Below are 22,271 nucleotides of genomic sequence, written 5' to 3' on the forward strand. Positions count from 1 at the left end.
CCGCTACCGCTCGTTCGACAAGATCCTCGAGATTCCCGGCGGCTATTTTTCCGACTTCGCCGACTGGTCGCGGCTCGCGCTGATGCGCAACCGCCGCACGATCGACGAACTGCGCCGCTTGCAGCGCGACGCGCTCGAACCCGACCGGATCGAGCGCATGATCGCGCTGATCGAGCACGAACAGGGCTTCCCGCTCTATGACGCCGTCGGCCGGGTGAAGCGCGCGTTGTCGGCGCACGAAGAGGCCGAATTCCATTTCGCCGGCGGCGGGGTCGAGATCGGCACGACGGTCCGCCGCGCCGATTTCGAAAGCTGGATCGCGGGCGACCTTGGCAGCATCGAAGCCGCGATGGACGTCGCGCTCGCCAAGGCCGGCGTCGAACCCGCCGCCATCGACCGCATCTTCCTCACCGGCGGATCGTCGCTGATCCCCGCGATCCGCGCGATCTTCGACCGCCGCTTCGGCGCCGAGCGGATCGCGACCGGCGGCGAGCTGACCTCGATCGCGCACGGGCTCGCGCTGATCGGCGACGAGCCCGATCCGGCCGAGTGGGCCGCCTGACGGTCGTTAGGGTGTCGGCGCCGCCAGTTCGGCTTTGAGGAACGCGACGATCTTGGGCCAGCTGTCGGCGCGTGCGGCGGCATTGCCCTCCTCGGTCCCGCCCATCTGGCTCCAGTTCCTGCGCGCCTCGTCGTCGGTGAAGGGTGCGCCCATCACGCCGTGGCCCGCGTCCCTGTAGCGCAGCACGGTGACCGGAGGGCCGCCCGCCTTCGCCGCGCGCGCCACGATCTGGTCGGTCATCGGACAGCTTGGCCATAATTTCTCGGCCTCGCCGCAGACGAGCATCAGCCTGCCCTTGAAATTTTCGACCGGGATGATCGTAGCGGGATTCGAGCCCAGTTCCTTGAGGCCGTTTTCGAATACCGGCATCAGCCCGCGCGCATCGGGCTGGCCCTTGTAGGCGAGGTGCGGCACCGGCTCGCCCTTCGCGCTCCACGACGAGCTGAACGATCCGAGCAGGTAATTCTCGCCCGACATGCCGTCCCACACGACGCTCGACGGCATGCCGAGAACCGCGGCGCGGATGCCCGGGGTGCGCGTCGCGACGAGCAGCCCCGCCTCGGCGCCCTTCGAATAACCGACGATGCCCAGCCGCGAGCCATCGACCCCCGGCTGTTTCTTGAGCCAGTCGAGCCCGCGGGTGAAATCCTCGAGCGGGATATTCTTGAGCTTGGCGGGCTTGCCGGGGGCATTGTGGTAGGCAAGCTGGAGCGTGCTGAACCCCTGCGCCTGGAGCAGCAGCGCCTGCGCCTGCATATCTTTGCCGAGCCCGCCTTCGGATCCGCCGAGCAGCAGGATCGCGGGGTGCGGGCCGGGGCCGCTCGCGGGATAATAATTGGCGAAGATACCGTCGGCGGCGATCCGCTGCCCTGTCGGACCGGCGTCGGCGATCTTCGCGGGCGCGGGCGCGCGGGTGAGCATATAGGCGAACCCGCCGCCGCCGACCACGACCAGCGCGCCGACGACGCCCAATGTGATTTTCCACCCGCGCTTCATATTCCGCCCTCAGCCGTTGCTGTATGGCAGATATGGGGCGGGGGCGCGGATAGCCAGTGAAAAGGGGCCGCGCGCACCGCGATGAAACAGGGGTCGCCACCGCGCGCTTTTCGGTTATGCTCGGCGCCATGTTGACGCCCCTGATCTCCTCCCTCGCGCTGGGCTTTGCCGCCCAGACGCCGACCGTGCCGCCGCAGACGACGCAATTGCCGCCGGTCCCGGCGCCGATCGCCGCACCGGCGACGCCCGTCGTCGAGGTCGATACGCGACCTTATGTGGCGCTGGTCACCGACCTCGGCACGATCACCGTCCGGCTCGAGGACAAGCGCGCGCCGATCACCGCGGGCAATTTCCTGCGCTATGTCGACAGCAAGCGCATGGACGGCTTTTCCTTCTATCGCTCGACGCGCAGCTGGGGTCCGGCGAACCAGCTGATCCAGGCGGGCAATCGCGTCGATGCCAACATGAATTACCCGCCGATCGCGCACGAGCCGACCCGCGCCACCGGGCTCACCAATTGCAAGGGCGCGCTGGTGATGGCGCGGCTCAATCCCGGCGACGCGACGACCGACTTCTTCCTGCTCCTGTCCGATATCAAGGGCTTCGATTCGGATGCGCCCGGCGGCGACGGTCCGGGCTTCGCGGTCTTCGGCGAACTGGTCGGCGGCGCCGACGTGGTCGAGAAGATTTTCAACGCGCCGATCTCGCCGACCGCGGGCGAGGGCGTGCTCGTCGGCCAGATGCTCGACCCGATGGTGACGATCAAGACCGCGCGCCGGGTGCCGGCCCCCGCCGACGCGCCCGCGGGTTGCGTCGTCAAGGCGCCGTAAATGCGCGCCGATACCCCTATCATTTATTTTGCGTTCATCCGCGCTGTGGCTATACCGCGCGCATGACTCAGCGTCCCACCCTGCGCGCCTCGACGCGCCTGCTCGCCGCCGCCCTCGTGATTACGCCGATGCTGGCCGCCTGCGGTGGCGGTGCGGGGGTCAAGAAGGACACGCGTTATGTCGCGCGCGACGTCAATACGCTGTACCGTGCGGCGCAGGACCGGCTCGACCGCCAGCAATATGGCCTTGCCGCGGCGCTGTTCGACGAGGTCGAGCGCCAGCATCCCTATTCGCCCTGGGCGCGCCGCGCGCAGCTGATGAGCTCGTTCAGCTATTATATGGACCGCGAATATGCCCCGGCGATCGAGGCGTCGCAGCGCTTCCTGTCGATCCACCCGGGCAACAAGGACGCGCCCTATGCCTATTATCTGATCGGGCTCAGCTATTATGAGCAGATCAGCGACGTCACTCGCGACCAGAAAATCACCCAGCAGGCGCTCGCCGCGCTCGGCGAAGTGATCCGCCGCTATCCCGACAGCCGCTACGCCGCCGATGCACGGCTCAAGGTCGACCTGGTGCAGGACCATCTTGCGGGCAAGGAAATGGAAATCGGCCGTTTCTACCAGCGCAGCTCGAACTGGCTCGCCGCCTCGATCCGCTTCCGCGAAGTGACCGAAAAGTTCCAGACGACCAGCCACACGCCCGAGGCGCTCTATCGCCTCACCGAATGCTATCTGGCGCTCGGCGTGCCGTCGGAAGCCAAGAAGTCGGCGGCGGTGCTCGGCGCCAACTATCCGGGCAGCGAATGGTATGACCGCGCGTACAAGCTGATGCAGAAGAACGCGCCCACCGCTTGATATCGCAAGGCGTGGATTCGCGCTTTGTTCTGTTATAAGGGCTGGCCATGCTGACGGCCCTGTCCATCGCCAATATCGTTCTGATCGAACGGCTCGACCTTGATTTCGCGGCCGGGCTCGGCGTGCTTACGGGTGAGACCGGCGCCGGTAAGTCGATCCTGCTCGACGCGCTCGGCCTCGCGCTCGGCGCGCGTGCCGACAGTGCGCTCGTTCGCCAGGGCAGCGACAAGGCGCAGGTGACCGCAAGCTTCGCCGCCCCCGCGCCCGGCACCGCGCTCGCGAAGCTGCTCGCCGACAATGATATCGAGGTCGAGGCGGGCGAGCCTTTGCTCATCCGCCGGACGCTCAAGGCCGATGGCGGCAGCCGCGCCTTTTTGAACGACCAGCCCTGTTCGGCCGCGTTGCTGCGCGAGGTTGGCGGCCATCTTGTCGAAATTCACGGCCAGCACGACGATCGCGGGCTGCTCGCGCCCGCGGGGCACCGCGCGCTGCTCGACATTTATGGCCGCTGCGACAGCGCGGCGGTTGCCGCCGCGCATGGCGCATGGCGCAGCGCGGAGGCGCGGCTCGCGGCGGCGCGCGCGTCGCTCGACGAGGCCGAGCGCGATCGCGACTGGCTGACCCACTGCGTCGCCGAACTCACGAGCCTCGCGCCGCAGCCGGGCGAGGAAGCCGAACTCGCCGAAGCGCGCGCCGCGATGCAGAAGGGCGAGCGCATCGCCGGCGACATGGGCGCGATCATGGCGGCGTTCGAGGGCAGCGACAGCGGCCCGGCGCAGCTGCGCGCCGCGGCGCGGCGGCTCGACCGGCTCGCGGGCGATCACCCCTTGCTCGCCGAAGCGCTGGCGGGACTCGACCGCGCGATCATCGAAGCCGACGAGGCCGAGCAACGGCTGAACGAAGCCGCGCGCGCGCTCGAATATGATCCCGCGCGGCTCGAAGAGACCGAGACGCGGCTGTTCGAGCTGCGCGCGATGGCGCGCAAGCATCATGTCCAACCCGACGAACTCGCGACGCTCGCGGGCGACCTCGCCGCGCGGCTCGACGCGATCGAGGGCGGCAGCGACGGCCTCGCCAGGCTCGAGGCCGAGGTCGCCACGAAAGCGGCCGCCTACACCCACGCCGCGACCGCGCTGTCCGATGCACGCAGCAAGGCGGCGGCGCGGCTCGACACGGCCGTGGCTGGCGAACTGGTGCCGCTCAAGCTCGACGCCGCGCGTTTCCAGACGCTCGTCGAGCGCCTGCCCGCCGAACGCTGGGGCGCCGAGGGCATGGACCGCGTCGAATTCCTCATCTCGACCAATCCCGGCGCGCCCTTCGCGCCGCTCATCAAGATCGCGTCGGGCGGCGAACTCTCTCGCTTCATCCTCGCCTTGAAGGTCGCGCTTGCCGAAGAGGGCGGCGCCGACACGATCATCTTCGACGAAATCGACCGCGGCGTTGGCGGCGCCGTCGCGAGCGCGATCGGTGAACGGCTGGCAAGGCTCGCGCGCGGCGACAAGCAATTGCTCGCGGTGACGCACAGCCCGCAGGTCGCGGCAAAGGGCGCCGCGCACTTCATGATCGCCAAATCGAGCGAAGGCACCGTCACCCGCACCGGCGTCCGCGCGCTCGACGACGCCGAACGCCGCGAAGAAATCGCGCGCATGTTGTCGGGGGCGGAGGTTACCGACGAAGCGCGGGCGCAGGCCGAGCGGTTGCTGGAGGTGGTTTGATGCCTGCTGTTTTCAGCGCGGAACATGACCCTGGCGCAACCCAAGAAGCGTATCGACGGTTTTACGCCTCTATCGGTCTCTGTATTACAAGGTATCAATCCATCGATGATCGATTGGAATCGATATTTTCTTCAACGCTTCGCATCGGAAATGAAGCGTCGAGCGGCATGTTCTCGATCGCCCAAGGCTTGGAGAGTCGGATAAAGCTTATTTCCGCCGCGATGACTGAGCGCGACGAGAGGTTCGGTAAGTTATGGGAAAATCTTCGCCGTAGAATTAAACTGGCCGCCGATCATCGAAATCAAATCGCTCATTCTACCAGCTTCTTGCAGGGCCGGGCGATTGTATTAGCCGAAGGTGAAGACGGTGAGATGGCCGTTGCTGGGTTCTCCCCACTTCAATCCGAAATGAAACTCGCCAAGAAGACGAAGGCTGGAGAAGTAATCTGGAACACCGAAGCCATCATAAAAGAAACTGAAGCGCTGGATGAACTCTCACGAAATATGACGGTGTTCGTTAGGCTCCTAATCGACGGAAAAGTTCCTTCTCAGTTTCAAACTTGGTGGGCCCACCCATTGGTGAAATCATGGGAACCGTGATGACCCACCCCCTCGACCGCCCGGTCTGGTCGATGCTCACCGGGCGGCAGGCCGCGCTCGCCGAAGGCGACCCCGCGCTCGCGCTGCGGATCGACCGCGGTTACGGCGTCTTCGGCATCCCCGCCGACGACAGTCCGGCCGCCGCGGCGGCGCTCGCGGCGCATTGTCCCGCCGGCGAGGAATTGTGGATCGTCGACGGCCCGCGCTGGCCGCTGCCCCCCGGCACCAGCGAAGTGAAGCGCGCGGTGCTCGTGCAGATGGTCGCCGAGGGGCCGCCGCCGCCGCCGCGCGACGGCGAACCGCCGATGATCGCGCTCGGCGATGCCGATGCCGCCGAAATGGCGGCGCTCGCCGATCATGCCAAGCCTGGGCCTTGGGGTCCCAAGACGCATCTTTACGGACCCTTTTTCGGTGTGCGCGAAAACGGCCGCCTGCTCGCGATGGCGGGGCAGCGCATCCTGCTGCCCGGCATGGCCGAGGTGAGCGGCGTGTCGACCTGGGAGGATTGCCGGGGCCGCGGCCTCGCCCGCGCGCTGATCGGCCATGTCATGCGCGCGATGGTGGCGCGCGGCGAGACGCCCTTCCTGCACAGCTATGCCGACAATGCGGGGGCGATCGGCCTCTATGAATCGCTCGGGTTTCGCATTCGCCGCGAAATCCATGTGCTGGCGATCGCGAAATGAACCGCCGCCAGCATCTGATGGCGCTCGCCGCAATGGCCGCCGCCTTTTTGCCGATCACCAAGCTGCGCGCGCTGGAGGCTATGATGGAAGAAGCCGACCCCCAATATGGCCTGATCGGCCAGATGATCGCAAAGCCCGGCCAGCGCGCCGCGCTCGTCGCGGCGCTCAGCGAAGGCACCGGCACGATGCCGGGCAATTTCGCCTATCTGATCGGCGAGGACAGCGCGAACCCCGATGCGATCTGGATCGTCGAGCTGTGGGACAGCAAGGATTCGCATGCCGCCTCGCTGACGCTGCCCGCGGTGCAGGAGGCGATCAGCAAGGGCCGTCCGCTGATCGCGGGATTTGGCACTCGCGCCGAATTCAAGCCGGTGGCAAAGACCGGTGCATGATCGAGATTGAATCGCTGTCCGAAGCCGGTGCTGCCAATGAATTGATGCGGCTTGCAAAAACCATCGCCTATCACAGCAAGCGCTATCATGCCGAGGATGCGCCCGAGATTTCGGATGCCGATTACGACGCGCTCGTCCGTCGCAACAACGACCTCGAGGCCGCCTTTCCGCATCTGATCCGCGCCGACAGCCCGAACAATATAGTCGGCGCCGCGGTCGAGGCCTCGCCGCTCGCGAAGGTCACGCACCGGCAGCGGATGATGAGTCTCGACAATGCGTTCAGCGGCGAAGATGTCGAGGAGTTCGCGGCGCGCGTGCGGCGCTTCCTCAACCTGCCCGACGATGCGGTTGTCGCGCTGACCGCCGAAGACAAGATCGACGGCCTGTCCTGTTCGCTGCGCTATGAACAGGGCAAGCTCGTGCAGGCCGCGACGCGCGGGGACGGCAGCGTCGGCGAGGACGTCACCCCGAACGTCGCGACGATCGCCGATATCCCGCAGGCGCTGAAGGGCGAGGTCCCCGACGTCTTCGAGATCCGCGGCGAGGTCTATATGGCCAAGGCCGACTTTGCCGCGCTCAACGCGCGGCTGATGGAGGAAGGGCGTGCGCTGGCGGCGCAGCGCGAGGCCGAATTCGACCCCGCGACCGTTCGCCAGTTCGCCAACCCGCGCAACGCTGCGGCGGGTTCGCTGCGCCAGAAGGATGCGAGCGTCACCGCATCACGCCCGCTGCGCTTCCTCGCGCATGGGTGGGGCGAGGTGAGCGCGGTGCCCGCCGACACCCAATATGACATGATCAAGCGGATCGAGGCGTGGGGCGTCCCGGTGTCGCCGCTCTTGAAGCGCTTTGACAGCGTCGCCGATGTCCTCGCCCATTATGCCGCGATCGAGGCGACACGCGCCGAACTGCCCTATGATATCGACGGCGTCGTCTACAAGGTCGACCGGCTCGACTGGCAGGCGCGGCTGGGTTTCGTCGCCAAGGCGCCGCGCTGGGCGATCGCGCATAAATTCCCCGCCGAACGCGCGCAGACCACATTGGAGGCGATCGACATCCAGGTCGGGCGCACCGGCAAGTTGACCCCCGTCGGTCGGCTCGTGCCCGTCACCGTCGGCGGGGTCGTCGTGTCGAACGTCACGCTCCATAACCGCGACGAGATCGGCCGGTTGGGGGTGCGCCCCGGCGACCGCGTCGTGATCCAGCGCGCCGGCGACGTCATCCCGCAGGTTGTCGATAACCTCACCCGCGACGAGGATCGCGCGCCCTATGTCTTCCCCGACCATTGCCCGGTGTGCGGCAGCGAAGCGGTCGCCGAGGAGGGCGAGGTCGATGTCCGCTGCACCGGCGGGCTCATCTGCAATGCGCAGAAGTTCGAGCGCCTGCGCCATTTCGTCAGCCGCGGCGCGCTCGATATCGAGGGGCTGGGCGAGAAGAGCATCCAGGAATTTCTCGACCTCGGCTGGCTCGACAGGGGGCCGGCCGACATCTTCCGCCTGAAGGCGCACCGCGACGAATTGCTCACCCGCGAGGGATGGAAGGAAAAGTCGGTCGACAATCTTTTCGCCGCGATCGAGGCGAAGCGCTCGCCCGACGCCGCGCGGCTTCTCTTCGGGCTCGGCATCCGCCACATCGGCGCGGTCACCGCGCGCGACCTGCTCAAGGGGCTCGGCGACATCGCGCGGCTGCCCGAAGCGGCGGCGGGCATTCAGGGCTGGCTCGACGCCAATCCGCAGGGCGAGGGCGAATCGGAAGGGAAATACCTCGCGCGCCGGATGGAGGCGATCAAGGCGATCCTCGAGGTACGCGCCGACGGCATCGGCCCGGCTGTGGCCGAGGCGCTCGGCGACTTCTTCCACGAACCGCACAACCGCGATTTGTGGGACGACCTGCTCTCCGAAGTCTCGCCGCCGCCCTATGTGGTCGAAACGCGCGAGAGCGAGGTGTCGGGCATGACCGTCGTCTTCACCGGCAAGCTCGAGACGATGAGCCGCGACGAGGCCAAGGCGCAGGCCGAAGCGCTCGGCGCCAAGGCGGCGGGCAGCGTCAGTGCCAAGACCGACCTTGTCGTCGCGGGCCCCGGCGCGGGATCGAAACTCAAGCAGGCGAGCGCGCTCGGCATCCGTGTGATCGACGAGGCCGAATGGGCCGCGATCGTCGCGGCGGCGGGATGATGATCCCCCCTGTCGCGCAGCGATGGGGAGGGGGACCGCTCGCGAAGCGAGTGGTGGAGGGGCGAGCAACCTTGCGTTTTGGCCCCTCCGTCAGCGCTTCGCGCTGCCACCTCCCCATGGCTTCGCCACAGGGAGGAATGTTAAGCGGTGCGCGTCATCACAGACGGGACAGCGAAAAAGCTGTGAGGGGACCACATGGCCAAACGTGATTATCTCGACCATCTGATGCGCGATCTCGAATCGCATACCGAGGTGCGGCGCTTCGGCAGCGGCTGGCTGTCGGGTTTCTTCGCTTTGCTGTTCGGGGTCGTCGGCTTCGGGCTGGTGATCGCGCTGCGCTTTCCCGACTGGTTCGCGACCCCCGAACTCGCTATCGTCAAGGATTGGGGCGGCTTTCGCGGCCTCGTCCATCTGATCCTGCTCGCGAGCTACGGTCTCGCGCTGCTCAGCCTGCTGCTGCGTCCGCGGAAAGTTCTCGGCGCGACCGCGCTGATCGTCGCGCTCGCCGCGACGCTCGTCGGCGGCGCGAATGTCCAGCCCGCCGAGACGCGCGACTGGGGCATTTTCTTCGGGCTCGACTTCTTCGTCGTCAACCTGCTCATCACCGGCTTCATGTTCGCGCCGCTCGAACGCGCCTTCCCGCATCGGCGCAAGCAGCGCCTGTTCCGCACCGAATGGCGCGAGGATCTTTTCTATTATCTCGTCAGCACGATGTTCGTGCAGGTGCTCGGCTTCCTCGCGCTCGCGCCGCAGCAGTTCGTCAACGACCATACGAACAGCTGGGACGCCTTCCGCGCCGGCGTCGCCTCGCTGCCGTGGATCGTCCAGTTCGTCATCGTCCTGATCGCGTCGGACGTGGTGCAATATTTCTTCCATCGCACCTTTCACCGCTACCCCTTCCTCTGGGGTTTCCACGCGGTGCACCACAGCGCGAAATCGATGGACTGGCTCGCGGGGTCGCGGATGCATTTCATCGAAATCATCCTGCTCCGCGCGATCACTTCGCTGCCGCTGTTCACGCTGGGATTCAGCCCGTCGGTGATGCAGGCCTATATCGGTTTCGTCTATGTCTGGTCGTCGCTGCTCCACGCCAATGTCGGGGGCAATTTCAACCGGCTCGGCCACTGGATCGCGACGCCGCGCTTCCACCATTGGCACCACGGGCTCGAGCGCGAGGCGTTCGACGTCAATTTCGCGATCCATTTCCCGTGGATCGACAAGCTCTTCGGCACCTTCCACCTGCCCAAGGACCGCTGGCCCGAAAATTACGGCATCCCCGAAGATGTGCCGAAAAACTATTGGGGCCAGATGCTCTACCCCTGGACGCGCACCGGCAAGAAGACCGACGAGACGCCGGCCGAATAGCCGCTTGCCAGCCGGCGGCCCCGGGCATAGGAGGCCCCGCGTGGGCCTCCTCGCCGCCTTTCGCCGTCCGGGCATCCTCCTGTTGCTGCCGCTGCTGCTCGCGCTCGCCGCGCGCATCCTCGTCGCGCCGGGCTGGATGATCGAGACCGACAGCCAAGGCACGATCACCGTGCGCGTCTGTTCGGACCCCGAAAATCCGGGCGCCACGATCACGATCCCGGTCCAGAAGGTCGCGGGTCACGACGGCGAGACGCAGCAGCATTGCCCCTGGGGCGCGCTCGCGGTCGCGCCGATCGTCCCCGCCGAACCCGTGCTGCCCGCCGCGCCCGTCGCACTCGATCCGCAACCCGTCGCGATCCCGTCGCTGGGCTATGCGCCCGGCATCGCCTCGCCGCTGCCGCCAAGTACCGGACCACCCGCCTTCGCCTGATCCAGCCTGAATTGCCGCCCGCGCATCCGCGCGGCGCGGCCCATGCCTGTATCCCAACGAAGGACTATCCATGAAAAGCCACGCCTATGCGGCGGCGCCCCTGCTGGCGCTCGCCTACTCGCTCGTCCCCTCGATCGTCCATGCCGAAGAGGCCGGCGACGATCAGACGATCATCGTCACCGCGCCCGATATCACCGACGCCGCCGAAACCCGCGCCCGCCAGACCCCCGGCGGGACCGACGTCGTCAGCCATCAGGATTATGCCGACAAATCGGTCGTCAGTTTGCGCGACACGCTCGCCTTCTCGCCCGGCGTCTATCTCCAGCCACGCTATGGGCAGGAGGTGCGGATTTCGATCCGCGGCTCGGGCCTGTCGCGCGGCTTTCACATGCGCGGGCTGACGCTCCTGCAGGACGGGGTGCCGATCAATCTCGCCGACGACAATGGCGATTTTCAGGAACTCGAACCGATCTTCTTCGACCATCTCGAGGTCTATCGCGGCGCCAATGCGCTGCGCTTCGGATCGGGCACGCTCGGCGGCGCGGTCAATGGCGTGACCCCCACCGGACGCACCGCCGAGGGCATTTATCTTCGCGGCGATGTCGGCAGCTTCGACAGCGTGCGCGGACTCGTCTCGGCGGGCGTCGCGAGCGAACAGGTCGATGCCTGGGGCGCCATTAGCGCCGATACCTCCGACGGCGACCGCGATCATGCGAAGCGCCACAGCCTGCGCTTCCACGGCAATGCCGGGCTGAACATCAGCGAGGTCGCGAGCACGCGTTTCTATGCCAGCGTCAACCATATACGCCAGGAACTGCCCGGCGCGCTGACGATGGCGGAGGCGCTGACGACGCCGCGCATCGCCGCCGCCGCGAGCGTCGCAGGCGACCAGGCGCGCGACGTGGATTCGCTCCGGCTCCAGAACCGCACGCGCTTCGACTGGGGAAGTCTTGCGCTCGACGTCGGCGGCTTCGTCAACGCCAAGTCGCTCTATCATCCGATCTTCCAGGTCGTCGACCAGGAGAGCGCCGATCGTGGCGGTTTCTTCCGCCTCGACTATGACGGCGGCATGATTGCCGCGACCGTCGGCGGCGAACTGCGCGTCGGCGACACCGCGTCGAAACGCTTCGTCAATCTCGCGGGCAAGCGCGGTGCGAAGACTTTCGAGGCCGAGCAGGATGCGCGCACCGCGACGCTCTATGGCGAGCTGCGGCTGACCCCGGTCGAACCGCTGACGCTCGTCGCCGGTGGCATCTACGCCGACGGAAAAAGGCGGCAGGCGATCGTCTTCAACAGTGCCGCCCCGGCGCAGACGGGCACCGTCGGTCGTGCCGATTTCAACGCCTTCTCGCCCAAGTTCGGCCTGCTCCTCGAACCGGTCGCCGATGTGCAACTCTATGCGAACTACAGTCGCTCGGTCGAATTTCCCGGCTTCAACGAACTGGCGCAGATCGCGAGTTTCGTGCCGCTCGACCCGCAGCGCGCCTGGACCGCCGAGGTCGGCACGCGCGGCAGGGCGGGAGCGCTGAGCTGGGACCTCAGCCTCTATCGCGCCGATATCGAGGGCGAGATGCTGCAGTTCAGCGTCGGCCCGGACATCCCCGCCTCGACCTTCAACGCGGGGCGCACGCGGCACGAAGGGATCGAAGCAGCGCTCGAATGGAACCCCGCCGACTGGCTGCGGCTGCGGCAGGTCTATGCCTATAGCGACTTTCGCTTCCGCGGCGATGCCGAGTTCGGGCACAACCGCCTGCCGATCGTCCCCGAACATATGTATCGCGCCGAGCTGCGCCTCGGCACCGACGCGCTGCATATTGCGCCGAACCTCGAATGGGTCCCCGATGGTCCCTTCGCCGATTACCGAAACCGGGTCCGCACCCCCGGCTATGCGCTGCTCGGCGTGACCGGCGGCGCGCGGATCGCCGAGGGCATCGACGCCTTTGTCGATATCCGCAACGTCACGGGGAAAAAGGCGATCGGCGACATCAGCGCGGCGATCGTCGTGACCCCGGCGTCGGCGGTCTATTACCCCGTCGAACGCCGCGCGGTGTCGGCGGGTTTGCGCGCGCGCTTCTGACGCCGCGACATGGTAAAGGGACCGGTCTGGCGGAGTCGCCGGACCGGTTTCATTTGCAACTATTTCATGCTAGGCCATGCGCCATGAAAGACGGCTTTACCCACGTCCACGAAACCCCGCCGCCCGGCGCCGCGGCCGACTGGACGATTTCGCAAAATTGGGACGCTTTCACCGCCGACGAGCATGCGATGTGGGGCCGGCTTTTCGCGCGCCAGTCGGCGATGCTGCCCGGCCGCGCCTCCGAAGCCTTTCTGCGCGGTATCGACGTGCTGCGGCTCGAAAAGCCCGGCATTCCGGACTATCGCGAGCTAAACGCGCGGCTGATGGCGGCGACGGGGTGGCAGGTCGTTGCGGTGCCGGGGCTCGTCCCCGACGACGTGTTTTTCGACCATCTCGCGAACCGCCGTTTCCCTGCGGGCAATTTCATCCGCACCCCCGAACAGCTCGATTATCTGCAGGAACCCGACGTCTTCCACGACGTGTTCGGCCATGTCCCGATGCTCGCCGACCCGGTGTTTGCCGACTATATGGTCGCTTATGGTGAGGGCGGGCTGCGCAGCCTGCAGTTCGACGCGCTCAAACAGCTCGCGCGGCTTTACTGGTATACGGTCGAGTTCGGCCTGATCCGTGAGGCGGACGGTTTGCGCATCTATGGCGCCGGCATCGTGTCGAGCTACGCCGAAAGCGTCTTCGCGCTCGATAGCGACAGCCCGAACCGTATCGGCTTCGACCTCGCGCGCGTGATGCGCACCGACTACCGGATCGACGATTTCCAGCAGAATTATTTCGTCATCGACAGTCTGGACCAGCTGCTCGACACCACGGTGAAGACCGACTTCGCGCCGCTCTATACCGCGAACGATGCCTTGCCGCCGATCGCGATCGCCGACATATTGGACACCGACGATGTGATCACACGCGGGACCCAGGACTATGCAACGGCGCGAGTTGATTGAGGGCCTGATTGCATTCTCCGCCTCCGCGATCGCGACGCAACCGGGAGGCAATATGTTCGACAAGTTGAAGCAGCTTTTGGGCGGCGGCCAGGCCGGCGCCGCCGTGCCCGAGGTTCCGCCCGCGATCGCGCCGATCCATATCGCCGAAAGCGATCTCGACGATGGCGACCTGCCGCCCGACGAGCCCGACCGGTCGCTCGATGCCAGCATGCATTACCTCGATGCGCTGACCAATGCGCACAACGGGACTTGGCGGCTGGGCACGGCGCGTTGGGATGCCGATCTCGATGCCGGCACGCTCACCTTCACCAATGACCGCGGCTGGAAAATCGTCGCGCCGGTGCAGGTGATCGGCACGCTGAACACCGCCGATGGCACCTGGCTGTGGGGCTGGGATCACCCCTCGGTTCCCGAACCGCTGCGTGCGCATGCCGCGCTGGTGCGCGATTTCGGCGCGGCGCATGGGCTCGATGCCTTCACGACGCGCCATATCGAGGCCAGCGAAGAGGATGGCTGGCAATTCGCCGCACTCGCGGCCTATCTCGCCAAGGCGCAGGGCGCCTATCGCGGTCCTTCGGGGCAGACGATGATCTTCATGACCTTCGGCGAACTGACGATTTCACAAGCCTGACGCGGCGCTACCAGCTCCCGAAACTCGCGTCCGCCGGGTCCGATCGGTGGAAGGCGCGTTCTTTGCGGCGGTAGCCGTAACGGCGGCGCTTGACGAGCAGCAGGCACGGCCAGTCGGCGCTGCCGCCGCGCGCGGCAAGGCGGAACCCCTGCGCGAGATAGGCCGCCAGCACCGGCTCCATCTGCCGCGCGATCAATCCCGCGAGGATGGCGCGGCCCCCCGGCGCGGTGACGCTCGCGATATCGGGGGCGAGCGTGATCAGCGGCCCCGCGAGGATGTTGGCGATGACGAGGTCATAGGGTGAGCGATGCTTGATCGACGGATGGTCGGTCCCCGGCGCGACCGCGACCGCGAGCCGCCCGCCGCCACGCCCCAGCGGCACGCCGTTGATCCCGGCATTGTCTTTGGTCACGAAGATGCTCGCGGGGTCGATGTCCGACGCGATCATCCGTGCGCGCGGCCAGAGCGCCAAGCCCGCAAAGGCGAGCAGCCCGGTGCCGGTACCGATGTCGGCGATGTTGCGCGGGACCACGCCGGTTCGCGCCATCAGGTCGAGCATCGACAGGCAGCCCGCGGTGGTATCATGCCCGCCGGTGCCAAAGGCCTGGCTCGCGTCGATCAGGAACGGCGTGCTGCCCGGCGGCACGCGGTCGGCATAGCTGCTGGTGTGGACGAAGAAGCGCCCCGCCTGCACCGGCTCGAGCCCTTGCTGCGACAGTGTCACCCAATCCTCTTCGGGCAATTCCTCGACAACGGGCGTCGCCCCCTTCGCGCTCGGCACCAGCGATTGCAGCAGCGCGACCAGCGCCGCGCCGGGCTTGTCGTCCATATAGGCGTCGAGCTGCCAGTGCCCGGCATCCTCGTCGATCTCGCGCGTCACCACGACCGGCGCTTCGGGCATCGCGTCGAGCGCAGGGATTTCGCCCGACAGCGCCTCGGCCTCGGCGCGCGTGCAGGGGAGCGAGACGATCCAGCTCATTGCGCCGCGGTTTCCTTCGCCAGCCGCTCGTCGAGCCGCTTCACGGCGCCCGCAGCATAGAAATGGCACGCGTCGGCATCGACCAGCCGCGCGTCGCCCGCCAGCCGCGCGAACAAATTGCTCGCCGACGGATGCGGGGTGATCAGCAGGTCGCAGGGCAGGGTCGGGACCTTGGCCAGCGTCGCGCGGAAGGTCGCGACATAGTCGGGGTGGTCGGTGAAGCGATAGGCGTCGCCCGAGATCGCGGTCAGGCTGTCGACATAAGCGATGCTGCGGCAATCGCCGCCTTCGCACGACCGCCAGGTCCAGCTTGTGCTGCCCGGGGTATGGCCGGGGGTCGCGTGCGCAGTCAGGCCGATGTCGCGCAAGCCGACCGCTTCGCCGTCGCCGATCGTGCGCGACACGGTGGCGCCGGCGAAGGGGTTGGCGATTTCGCGCTGCGGGTCGGTTGCATCGGGCGTGCCGCTGGTCAGCGCCGCGACCGCCTCTCGGCGCGCGAGCAGCTTTGCGCCCGTCGCCGCCTGCAGCGCGGCGAGCCCGCCGACATGGTCGTCATGCTCGTGGCTCGCGAGCAGATAGCGGACATTCTTCGGGTCGAAACCGAGCGCGCGGATATTGGCGAGGATGCCCGGAACCGCCTTTTCGGTCGCGCCGTCGATCAGCACCAGCCCGTCGGGGGTCGCGATCAGCAGCACGGTGATGCCGCAGGTGCCGACATAATAGGTGTTGCCGTGAATCTTTGCGGGCGGCGCGGGGTCGCTCCATCCGTCGCGGCCTTCGCAGGCGATCGCGAGCGCCTTGCCCGTCGGTGCCATAGCTGCGGGGGCGGGGGCCGCTTGCGGTGCGCAGCCGGTCAGTGCCAGCGCGGCGAGCATCGCGATCCTAGCGGACATAGCTCGCCCCGTTCACGTCGAGCACCGCGCCGGTCATCGACGCCGGTGCATCCGTGGCGCACCAGCGTGCCATTTCGCCGACTTCGTCGGGCATCGCGACGCGGCCGAGCGGGATATCGGCGAGCAATTTGTCGCCGCCGCGGCTTTCCAGATACTCCTCGGCCATGCCCGTCATCGTGAAGCCGGGGCAGATGGCGAAGGCGAGGATATTCTCCCTGGCATAGGCGCGCGCGATCGTCTTGGTCATCGCGACCATGCCCGCCTTCGACGCCGCATAATGCCAGTGCGCGGGGCTGTCGCCGCGATAGGCGGCGCGGCTCGCGACATTGACGATGCGCCCGCCCGATGCGCGGCCCTGCCAGTGCAACACCGCGAGGCGGCAGAATGAAGCGCTCGCGGTCAGGTTGATCTGCTGCGTGCGGTTCCAGTTCGCGAGCCAGTCGGCCTCGTCGGCGTCGATCGGGTTCGCCTCGAACACCCCGGCATTGTTGACCAGCACGTCGATGCGGCCACCCAGATGCGCGAGCGCGCGGTTCCAGATGCGTCCCGGCGTGGCGGGGTCGGCGAGGTCGCCGTCTGCGCTCGACAGCGCGACGACCTTGGTGGTGTCGGAAGACAGCGCGCTCGCAATCGCGGCGCCGATGCCGCGGCTCGCGCCGCTGATCAGGATGTGGGTTGCCATGGCCCCGCCTTAGAGGGGTGCGCCGAACGGCGCCAGTGGTTCCCCGGCGGAGTCGTAGACGGCGCGTAGCGCCACCGCCGGGGTCCATGCGGCAGCGCTATGTTCGCGATATGGGCCCCGGCTTTCGCCGGGGAGCAGAGGCTTATGCCACCCGGCGGCTGAACTCGCTCGCCGCCTGTTCGAGCGACTGGAGCCGTTCGCCCATCTTGGCGAATTCGTCGCTCAGCACGCTGATCTCGCCCGCGACCATGCCCGAATCGTTGCGGATGCTGGCGATCGTCGACGACATCGAATCGGCCGCGAGCGCGGTTTCGTCGACCGCTGCGGTGATCGAGGTGACCGTCTGCGCCTGCGCGTCCATCGCGTCACGGATGCGCTGCGCCGACAATTGCACTTCGACGATGGTTTGCTGGATCGACTGGTTGGCGGCGACCGAGCCGCGCGTCGCATGCTGGATTGCGGTGATCTTGCCGGCGATATCGTCGGTCGCGCGCGCGGTTTCGTTGGCGAGGCTCTTCACCTCCTGCGCGACGACGGCAAAGCCGCGGCCCGATTCGCCTGCACGGGCAGCCTCGATCGTCGCGTTGAGCGCGAGCAGATTGGTCTGTCCCGCGATCTCGCGGATCAGCCCGAGGATCGATTCGATCGATTCGGCATGGTGCGACAGCGCCTCGGACATGGCGACCGCTTCGCCCGCCTGTTCGGAGGCGCGGACCGCGACGTCGGACGACGCCTCGACTTCGCTGCGCGCATCCTCGATCGCGCGGATCAGCCCCGCGGCGGTCGAGGCGGCTTCGCGCATCGCGATCGCCGATTGTTCGGAGGCCGCGGCGACTTCGCTCGTCTTGGCGATCATGCCCTTCGCGGCATGGTCGGCCGAGGCCGCCTGCTTCGCGAGTTCGCGGCGGACGCCGTCGGTTTCCTGCACCAGCGAGGCGATCGACTGGTCGAAATCGCCCGCCAGCGCCTGGCGTTCGGACGACACCACCGCGCGGTCGAGCTTTTCGGCATAGCGCTGCATGATGTCATATTCGAGCAGGCCGAGCCGGTTCATCGCGCTCGTCAGGCGGATTAGCCGCGCGTCGTCGCCCTGGCATGCCTCGACGATATATTCGATGGTCAGCCGCTGGCTTTCGGCCATGCACGACATCACCGACGCGAGCGGCAGGTTCACGCGTCGCGCCATATGCGTGTTCTGGCACGCGATCGTCGCGACCTCCTGCCCGGCGGGGTCGCGATATTTGACCGCGCTGTGGTGCGCGCTGCCGCGGACATAGGAGGCAAGGAGCTCGCCCTCGACGCGGTTGTCGATCGTCGGCAGGGCGTTGAACGCATCCCAATAGGCGCGCGCGACCGCTTCCTCGCGTCCGGCGACGATCGCGTGGATTTCGGCGCCGTTCGCCGCGAGCTGGCCGTCGAGATCATAGAAGGGAAAGCGATCCGCCATCAGGATCGGATCAATCTGCTGCTTATGAATCGGATTTTCCTTCACCATGATCCTGCTTCCCTCGCTTGTTCGTGGCGCGCAGAGCTACCGTCCGCTGTCACCGGCGAAAATCATGACCGATCTATGTGGGGAAGGGGTAAATTCGGCGTTAACCAGCTGGCGTAAAATTCGCTTCAGGCCTCGCTTTGCACCGGATAGCCCTCGAACGCCTTGATCGTGCGCAGCGCAAAGGCGCTGTGCATCGCCGCCACACCGGGCAGCCGCGACAGGCAATGGCGGTGCAGCCGGTCGAAATCGGCGACGTTACGCGCCGCGACGCGCAGCCGGTAATCCGACGCGCCCGACAATAGCTGGCACTCCAATATCTCGTCGAAGCTCTTCACCGCGCTCTCGAACGCGGTCAGCGCCTCCTCGCTCTGCGAGGTCAGGCTGATGTCGACGAAGACGTCGAGCCCCAGCCCGATCTTGTCGGGGTCGAGCCGCGCGGCATAGCCGGTGATGATGCCCTCACCCTCGAGCGCGCGGATACGGCGGTGGCACGCCGACGCCGACAGCCCGACGATCTCGCCGAGCTCGACCGCAGGGCGCGGCCCGTGCCGCTGCAACAGGTCGAGAAGCTTGCGGTCGATCCGATCAATCATGAAGCGCTCCAGGCCGATTTGGCGCACAATTTGTGCGCGCTTGTCGAAGAATGGACCGCGATATGCAAGCACCTCGCGCGATCAAGCTGCTATATTGCGGGCAGGAGACGTCGGCACGCGCGCGATCGGGCGCGCCCGGCGATGGAGAGCGACCATGATCATCGGCACCCCCAAGGAAATCAAGAATCACGAATATCGCGTCGGCCTGACCCCCGAAAGCGCGCGCGAACTCGCTGTCCACGGCCACCGCGTGCTCGTTCAGACCGGCGCCGGCGCCGGCATCGGCGCCGATGACCGTTTCTACGTCGAAGCGGGCGCCGAGATCGTGCAGAGTGCCGAAGAGATTTTCGCGACGTGCGAGATGGTGGTGAAGGTCAAGGAACCCCAGCCGGTCGAACGCGCGATGCTGCGCCCGGACCAGATTCTCTACACCTATCTCCACCTCGCCCCCGATCCCGACCAGACGCGCGACCTGATGGCGTCGGGCGCGGTCTGCATCGCTTATGAAACCGTGACCTCCCCCCATGGCGGCCTGCCGCTGCTCAAGCCGATGAGCCAGGTCGCGGGGCGCATGTCGATCCAGGCCGGCGCGACCGCGCTCGAAAAGGCGCATGGCGGCCGCGGCGTGCTGCTCGGCGGCGTCCCCGGCGTCGCGCCGGGCAAGGTGTGCGTCATCGGCGGCGGCGTCGTCGGTTTCAACGCGGCACAGATGGCGGCGGGCCTCGGCGCCGACGTCACCATCCTCGACCGCGATCCCGAAGTCCTCGAACGCGTCGGCACCTTCTTCGAGGCGCGCGCCAAGACGCGCTTCTCGAACCGCGCCAACCTCGCCGAATGCGTTGCCGAGGCCGACCTCGTCATCGGCGCGGTGCTGATCCCCGGTGCCGAGGCGCCGAAGCTGGTCAGCCGCGACATGCTGAAGACGATGCGTCCCGGCTCGGTGCTCGTCGACGTCGCGATCGACCAGGGCGGCTGTTTCGAGACCAGCCATGCGACCACCCACGCCGATCCGACCTATGTGGTCGACGGCATCGTCCATTATGCCGTCGCCAACATGCCCGGCGCGGTCGCGCGCACCAGCACCTATGCGCTCAACAATGTCACCCTGCCGCACGCGCTGCGCATCGCCGATCTCGGCTGGAAAGAGGCGCTGAAGCGCGACACGCATCTTGCGCAGGGACTCAACGTCTGGAATGGTAAGGTCACGTTCGAAGCCGTCGCCGAAGCGGTGGGGACGGATTATGTGCCTGTCGATCAGGCACTCGCCTGATAACAAGGACTTAGGACTGCCATGACTCCCCAGGACGATCTCCCCGACACCGGTACCGGCGAAGAGACGGAGAATGAGGTGCTGCGCGCCGCGCGCGAACTCCAGGCGCAAAAAGACGCAGCCGACGCGACCGAGGCCGCCGACAAGGAAGCGAGCGGCGCGGGCAAGAAAGTCGGCTGGAAAACCGCCGCGGCGGCCGCAGGCATCGGCATCGGTTCGGCGGCGGTGCTTGCCGCGCTGCTCTACGCGAACCGCGGCCGGAAATAATCAGGGCAGGGCGATTTCACCGGTCTTCGGATTGGTGAAACCGTCGATGCCGAGCAGCCAGACGTCCTCGTCGGGCATGATGATCGCCATGTCGACCGGGACGTTATAGCGCACGAAATAATGGATTTCGGTCGGCTGCGGATCGAGCAGGTGCGACACGTAAAAGGCGGTCTTTTTCTCCATCTCGCCGTCGGGGCGGGAATCGATCAGCATGCAGCTGTTCAGGAACGGCCGCCAGCTCGCGACCTTGCCGTCCTTGTCGATGTCGAAGCGATAGTGGCCGCCAAGCGGAAATACCCCTGCGGTGACCGGCGATGACATCAGATAGGCGCGCACTGGCCCGTCGTCCTCGGGCGGCAGAATGACGCTGTTGCCGGTGCCCTTGGTGCAGAAGCCCAGCTTTTCCTGGGCGAAGCGCGCGGCGGCGGCATCGCGCGCATCGGCTAGGCGATTGGCGAGCGGCGACAGCGAGGCGTCGGCGTCCTTCGGGACCAGCCCGCCTTCGACCACGGTCGATCCGCGCATCACAAAGCGCACGATCGCATAGCGCGGCCCGTCGCGCCGACCGAAATAGGTGACGAGCAGACTGTCGTCACCTTGCGGTTCGACGACCCAGCCGGCTAGGTCGGGATAGTCGGCGGGATTGATCTGGGCCAGCAGCGCGTCGGTGCTGTGCCACGCCGCTTGATCATAGCGATACATCATCTGACCCGTCGCCATCGCCTCGGCATTGGCGGCCTTTTCGGCGTCGGTGACCTTGGCGAGCGCGGCGGGCGCCGCCGCCGTAAGGGCAAAAGCCGTCGCCGCCACCATCCATGCCCTCGTTTTACGCTTGCCCACGTCCGCCTCCCCCGCTCTAAGGGGGACTGGGTCGCAAATATTTCCGCGCCGTGCAACAAAGGCTCCTAAGCAATTGCATATCGCGGCCATGGCGCTAAACCGGCGCCCATCGACCGATTAGAGTCAGAAACGGGGCTGATATGGCTGGCAAGCAACCGAGCGGACGACCGCTCTCGCCGCACCTGCAGGTGTATAAATGGGGGCCGGCGATGACCGTCTCGATCCTCCACCGCGCGAGCGGGGACGGATTGGCGATCGTCGGGACGAGCATGTTCCTGTGGTGGCTCTATGCCATCGCGGCGGGGCCCGAGGCCTATGCGGCGTTCATCGCCTGCGTCTGGCACGACCCCAGCCCCGAAATCACGCTGTTCCACCAGATCACCAACATCCTCGGCAAGGTCGTGCTGGTCGGGCTGACCTGGGCCTTTTTCCAGCATCTCTTCTCGGGGCTGCGCCACTTCGTGCTCGACGCCGGCGCGGGTTACGAGCTCAAGACCAACAAGATGTGGTCGGCGGCGGTAATCATGGGCGGTGTCTTCGCGACCGCCGCGACCTGGCTCTACATCCTGTGGGGGAACCTCAATGGGTAACGGCACGCATCTCGGCAAGGTCCGCGGGCTCGGCTCGGCCCAGCACGGATCGCATCACTGGCTGCAGGCGCGGCTCACCGCGCTCGGCAACCTGCTGCTCGTCGGCTTCCTCGTCGTCTCGCTGCTCCGCCTCAACCTTGGCGATTTCGCCGCGGTGCATCGCTGGGCGTCGCACCCGATGGTCGCGCTCGCGCTCATCCTGCTCGTGGTCAGCGTCTTCGTCCACCTGCGCCTCGGGCTGCAGGTGCTGATCGAGGACTATGTCCATGGCGAAGCGACGCGCCTGCTCGCGCTCGTCGCGCTCAATTTCTTCGCCATCGGCGGCGCCGCATTCGGGATCTTCACGATCGCCCGCATCGCATTGGCGCCCATGGCGCTCGGCCCGGGGGGCATGTGAC

General features: G+C 66.9%; 24 protein-coding genes. 17 read left to right on the forward strand and 7 right to left on the reverse strand.

The genetic code is table 11. The features are described 5' to 3' along the window. On the forward strand, nucleotides 1–562 hold a 562-nt coding region (locus B1A78_RS04415), incomplete at its 5' end, for an Hsp70 family protein (RefSeq protein ID WP_179101973.1). Nucleotides 563–568: 6 nt separating this feature from the next. Here B1A78_RS04415 and B1A78_RS04420 read toward each other — a convergent pair. Then, nucleotides 569–1,558: an acyl-CoA thioester hydrolase/BAAT C-terminal domain-containing protein gene (locus tag B1A78_RS04420; protein WP_077145793.1), complete on the reverse strand. Its 990-nt coding sequence runs from the start codon at nucleotides 1,556–1,558 to the stop codon at nucleotides 569–571. A 128-nt stretch (nucleotides 1,559–1,686) separates the two neighbouring features. On the opposite strand from B1A78_RS04420, the gene B1A78_RS04425 reads away from it, so the two are divergent. From B1A78_RS04425 to B1A78_RS04480, 12 genes are all read left to right on the forward strand, one after another. Beyond that, nucleotides 1,687–2,388 (forward strand): peptidylprolyl isomerase, encoded by a 702-nt coding sequence (locus tag B1A78_RS04425; RefSeq protein ID WP_256837468.1) that lies wholly within the window; start codon nucleotides 1,687–1,689, stop codon nucleotides 2,386–2,388. Nucleotides 2,389–2,450: 62 nt separating this feature from the next. Beyond that, nucleotides 2,451–3,245, forward strand: coding sequence for an outer membrane protein assembly factor BamD (locus B1A78_RS04430; RefSeq protein ID WP_077145794.1), 795 nt, complete (start codon nucleotides 2,451–2,453; stop codon nucleotides 3,243–3,245). Nucleotides 3,246–3,292: 47 nt separating this feature from the next. Then, nucleotides 3,293–4,960: a DNA repair protein RecN gene (gene recN, locus B1A78_RS04435; RefSeq protein ID WP_077145795.1), complete on the forward strand. Its 1,668-nt coding sequence runs from the start codon at nucleotides 3,293–3,295 to the stop codon at nucleotides 4,958–4,960. Then, nucleotides 4,960–5,559: a hypothetical protein gene (locus B1A78_RS04440; protein ID WP_144037680.1), complete on the forward strand. Its 600-nt coding sequence runs from the start codon at nucleotides 4,960–4,962 to the stop codon at nucleotides 5,557–5,559. The genes recN and B1A78_RS04440 overlap by 1 nt, the downstream gene beginning before the upstream one ends. Continuing rightward, nucleotides 5,559–6,242 (forward strand): GNAT family N-acetyltransferase, encoded by a 684-nt coding sequence (locus B1A78_RS04445; protein WP_077145836.1) that lies wholly within the window; start codon nucleotides 5,559–5,561, stop codon nucleotides 6,240–6,242. The genes B1A78_RS04440 and B1A78_RS04445 overlap by 1 nt, the downstream gene beginning before the upstream one ends. Further along, on the forward strand, nucleotides 6,239–6,634 hold the full coding sequence (locus B1A78_RS04450; RefSeq protein ID WP_083733831.1) for a putative quinol monooxygenase: 396 nt from the start codon (nucleotides 6,239–6,241) through the stop codon (nucleotides 6,632–6,634). Before B1A78_RS04445 ends, B1A78_RS04450 begins: the two co-directional genes overlap by 4 nt. After that, entirely contained in the window at nucleotides 6,631–8,805 is a 2,175-nt protein-coding gene (gene ligA, locus B1A78_RS04455; protein WP_077145797.1) for an NAD-dependent DNA ligase LigA, read from the forward strand. Before B1A78_RS04450 ends, ligA begins: the two co-directional genes overlap by 4 nt. A gap of 195 nt (nucleotides 8,806–9,000) precedes the next feature. After that, nucleotides 9,001–10,170, forward strand: coding sequence for a sterol desaturase family protein (locus B1A78_RS04460; protein ID WP_077145798.1), 1,170 nt, complete (start codon nucleotides 9,001–9,003; stop codon nucleotides 10,168–10,170). Between the two features lie 40 nt (nucleotides 10,171–10,210). Further along, complete coding sequence (locus B1A78_RS04465) at nucleotides 10,211–10,600, forward strand: hypothetical protein (protein WP_077145799.1); 390 nt, start codon at nucleotides 10,211–10,213, stop codon at nucleotides 10,598–10,600. A 70-nt stretch (nucleotides 10,601–10,670) separates the two neighbouring features. Further along, on the forward strand, nucleotides 10,671–12,677 hold the full coding sequence (locus B1A78_RS04470) for a TonB-dependent receptor (protein ID WP_077145800.1): 2,007 nt from the start codon (nucleotides 10,671–10,673) through the stop codon (nucleotides 12,675–12,677). 83 nt (nucleotides 12,678–12,760) lie between these two features. Continuing rightward, entirely contained in the window at nucleotides 12,761–13,633 is an 873-nt protein-coding gene (gene phhA / locus B1A78_RS04475) for a phenylalanine 4-monooxygenase (RefSeq protein WP_077145801.1), read from the forward strand. A gap of 52 nt (nucleotides 13,634–13,685) precedes the next feature. Next, a complete protein-coding gene (locus tag B1A78_RS04480; protein WP_218667938.1) occupies nucleotides 13,686–14,264 on the forward strand; it encodes a DUF6882 domain-containing protein in 579 nt (192 codons plus the stop codon). Nucleotides 14,265–14,271: 7 nt separating this feature from the next. On the opposite strand, the gene B1A78_RS04485 is transcribed toward B1A78_RS04480, so the two are convergent. The 5 genes from B1A78_RS04485 to B1A78_RS04505 all read right to left on the reverse strand — a co-directional run bounded on the left by B1A78_RS04485 (nucleotide 14,272) and on the right by B1A78_RS04505 (nucleotide 18,906). Continuing rightward, a complete protein-coding gene (locus B1A78_RS04485; protein WP_077145802.1) occupies nucleotides 14,272–15,243 on the reverse strand; it encodes a 50S ribosomal protein L11 methyltransferase in 972 nt (323 codons plus the stop codon). Then, nucleotides 15,240–16,136: a subclass B3 metallo-beta-lactamase gene (gene bla, locus B1A78_RS04490; RefSeq protein WP_077145803.1), complete on the reverse strand. Its 897-nt coding sequence runs from the start codon at nucleotides 16,134–16,136 to the stop codon at nucleotides 15,240–15,242. The genes B1A78_RS04485 and bla overlap by 4 nt, the downstream gene beginning before the upstream one ends. Beyond that, on the reverse strand, nucleotides 16,126–16,818 hold the full coding sequence (locus B1A78_RS04495) for an SDR family NAD(P)-dependent oxidoreductase (RefSeq protein WP_077145804.1): 693 nt from the start codon (nucleotides 16,816–16,818) through the stop codon (nucleotides 16,126–16,128). Before B1A78_RS04495 ends, bla begins: the two co-directional genes overlap by 11 nt. Before the next feature lie 142 nt (nucleotides 16,819–16,960). Next, complete coding sequence (locus tag B1A78_RS23290) at nucleotides 16,961–18,313, reverse strand: methyl-accepting chemotaxis protein (protein ID WP_077145805.1); 1,353 nt, start codon at nucleotides 18,311–18,313, stop codon at nucleotides 16,961–16,963. 125 nt (nucleotides 18,314–18,438) lie between these two features. After that, the gene (locus tag B1A78_RS04505; RefSeq protein WP_144037681.1) at nucleotides 18,439–18,906 is read right to left on the reverse strand and encodes an Lrp/AsnC family transcriptional regulator; all 468 of its coding nucleotides are present in this window, start codon (nucleotides 18,904–18,906) and stop codon (nucleotides 18,439–18,441) included. 154 nt (nucleotides 18,907–19,060) lie between these two features. Between B1A78_RS04505 and ald the strand changes: the two genes are divergently transcribed. Both ald and B1A78_RS04515 read left to right on the forward strand, forming a co-directional pair. Further along, on the forward strand, nucleotides 19,061–20,176 hold the full coding sequence (gene ald, locus B1A78_RS04510; RefSeq protein ID WP_077145806.1) for an alanine dehydrogenase: 1,116 nt from the start codon (nucleotides 19,061–19,063) through the stop codon (nucleotides 20,174–20,176). 21 nt (nucleotides 20,177–20,197) lie between these two features. Continuing rightward, complete coding sequence (locus B1A78_RS04515; protein WP_077145807.1) at nucleotides 20,198–20,443, forward strand: hypothetical protein; 246 nt, start codon at nucleotides 20,198–20,200, stop codon at nucleotides 20,441–20,443. On the opposite strand, the gene B1A78_RS04520 is transcribed toward B1A78_RS04515, so the two are convergent. Further along, nucleotides 20,444–21,283 (reverse strand): hypothetical protein, encoded by an 840-nt coding sequence (locus B1A78_RS04520; RefSeq protein ID WP_144037682.1) that lies wholly within the window; start codon nucleotides 21,281–21,283, stop codon nucleotides 20,444–20,446. 140 nt (nucleotides 21,284–21,423) lie between these two features. Between B1A78_RS04520 and sdhC the strand changes: the two genes are divergently transcribed. Together sdhC and sdhD are read left to right on the forward strand one after the other, a co-directional pair. Then, the gene (gene sdhC, locus B1A78_RS04525) at nucleotides 21,424–21,873 is read left to right on the forward strand and encodes a succinate dehydrogenase, cytochrome b556 subunit (protein WP_077145809.1); all 450 of its coding nucleotides are present in this window, start codon (nucleotides 21,424–21,426) and stop codon (nucleotides 21,871–21,873) included. Further along, nucleotides 21,866–22,270: a succinate dehydrogenase, hydrophobic membrane anchor protein gene (sdhD, locus tag B1A78_RS04530; RefSeq protein WP_077145810.1), complete on the forward strand. Its 405-nt coding sequence runs from the start codon at nucleotides 21,866–21,868 to the stop codon at nucleotides 22,268–22,270. Before sdhC ends, sdhD begins: the two co-directional genes overlap by 8 nt. Nucleotide 22,271: the final 1 nt, after the last annotated feature.

Origin of the sequence: Sphingopyxis sp. KK2 (genome assembly GCF_001990265.1) — a bacterium.
In the GTDB taxonomy this organism is placed as follows: Bacteria; Pseudomonadota; Alphaproteobacteria; order Sphingomonadales; family Sphingomonadaceae; genus Sphingopyxis.

Bases quoted from the DNA above. Each gene is read 5' to 3' on its own strand.
- B1A78_RS04420 (WP_077145793.1), bottom strand. From the start codon at position 1,558: ATGAAGCGCGGGTGGAAAATCACATTGGGCGTCGTCGGCGCGCTGGTC.
- B1A78_RS04425 (WP_256837468.1), top strand. From the start codon at position 1,687: ATGTTGACGCCCCTGATCTCCTCCCTCGCGCTGGGCTTTGCCGCCCAG.
- B1A78_RS04430 (WP_077145794.1), top strand. From the start codon at position 2,451: ATGACTCAGCGTCCCACCCTGCGCGCCTCGACGCGCCTGCTCGCCGCC.
- recN (WP_077145795.1), top strand. From the start codon at position 3,293: ATGCTGACGGCCCTGTCCATCGCCAATATCGTTCTGATCGAACGGCTC.
- B1A78_RS04440 (WP_144037680.1), top strand. From the start codon at position 4,960: ATGCCTGCTGTTTTCAGCGCGGAACATGACCCTGGCGCAACCCAAGAA.
- B1A78_RS04445 (WP_077145836.1), top strand. From the start codon at position 5,559: ATGACCCACCCCCTCGACCGCCCGGTCTGGTCGATGCTCACCGGGCGG.
- B1A78_RS04450 (WP_083733831.1), top strand. From the start codon at position 6,239: ATGAACCGCCGCCAGCATCTGATGGCGCTCGCCGCAATGGCCGCCGCC.
- ligA (WP_077145797.1), top strand. From the start codon at position 6,631: ATGATCGAGATTGAATCGCTGTCCGAAGCCGGTGCTGCCAATGAATTG.
- B1A78_RS04460 (WP_077145798.1), top strand. From the start codon at position 9,001: ATGGCCAAACGTGATTATCTCGACCATCTGATGCGCGATCTCGAATCG.
- B1A78_RS04470 (WP_077145800.1), top strand. From the start codon at position 10,671: ATGAAAAGCCACGCCTATGCGGCGGCGCCCCTGCTGGCGCTCGCCTAC.
- phhA (WP_077145801.1), top strand. From the start codon at position 12,761: ATGAAAGACGGCTTTACCCACGTCCACGAAACCCCGCCGCCCGGCGCC.
- B1A78_RS04480 (WP_218667938.1), top strand. From the start codon at position 13,686: ATGTTCGACAAGTTGAAGCAGCTTTTGGGCGGCGGCCAGGCCGGCGCC.
- B1A78_RS04485 (WP_077145802.1), bottom strand. From the start codon at position 15,243: ATGAGCTGGATCGTCTCGCTCCCCTGCACGCGCGCCGAGGCCGAGGCG.
- bla (WP_077145803.1), bottom strand. From the start codon at position 16,136: ATGTCCGCTAGGATCGCGATGCTCGCCGCGCTGGCACTGACCGGCTGC.
- B1A78_RS04495 (WP_077145804.1), bottom strand. From the start codon at position 16,818: ATGGCAACCCACATCCTGATCAGCGGCGCGAGCCGCGGCATCGGCGCC.
- B1A78_RS23290 (WP_077145805.1), bottom strand. From the start codon at position 18,313: ATGGTGAAGGAAAATCCGATTCATAAGCAGCAGATTGATCCGATCCTG.
- B1A78_RS04505 (WP_144037681.1), bottom strand. From the start codon at position 18,906: ATGATTGATCGGATCGACCGCAAGCTTCTCGACCTGTTGCAGCGGCAC.
- ald (WP_077145806.1), top strand. From the start codon at position 19,061: ATGATCATCGGCACCCCCAAGGAAATCAAGAATCACGAATATCGCGTC.
- B1A78_RS04515 (WP_077145807.1), top strand. From the start codon at position 20,198: ATGACTCCCCAGGACGATCTCCCCGACACCGGTACCGGCGAAGAGACG.
- sdhC (WP_077145809.1), top strand. From the start codon at position 21,424: ATGGCTGGCAAGCAACCGAGCGGACGACCGCTCTCGCCGCACCTGCAG.
- sdhD (WP_077145810.1), top strand. From the start codon at position 21,866: ATGGGTAACGGCACGCATCTCGGCAAGGTCCGCGGGCTCGGCTCGGCC.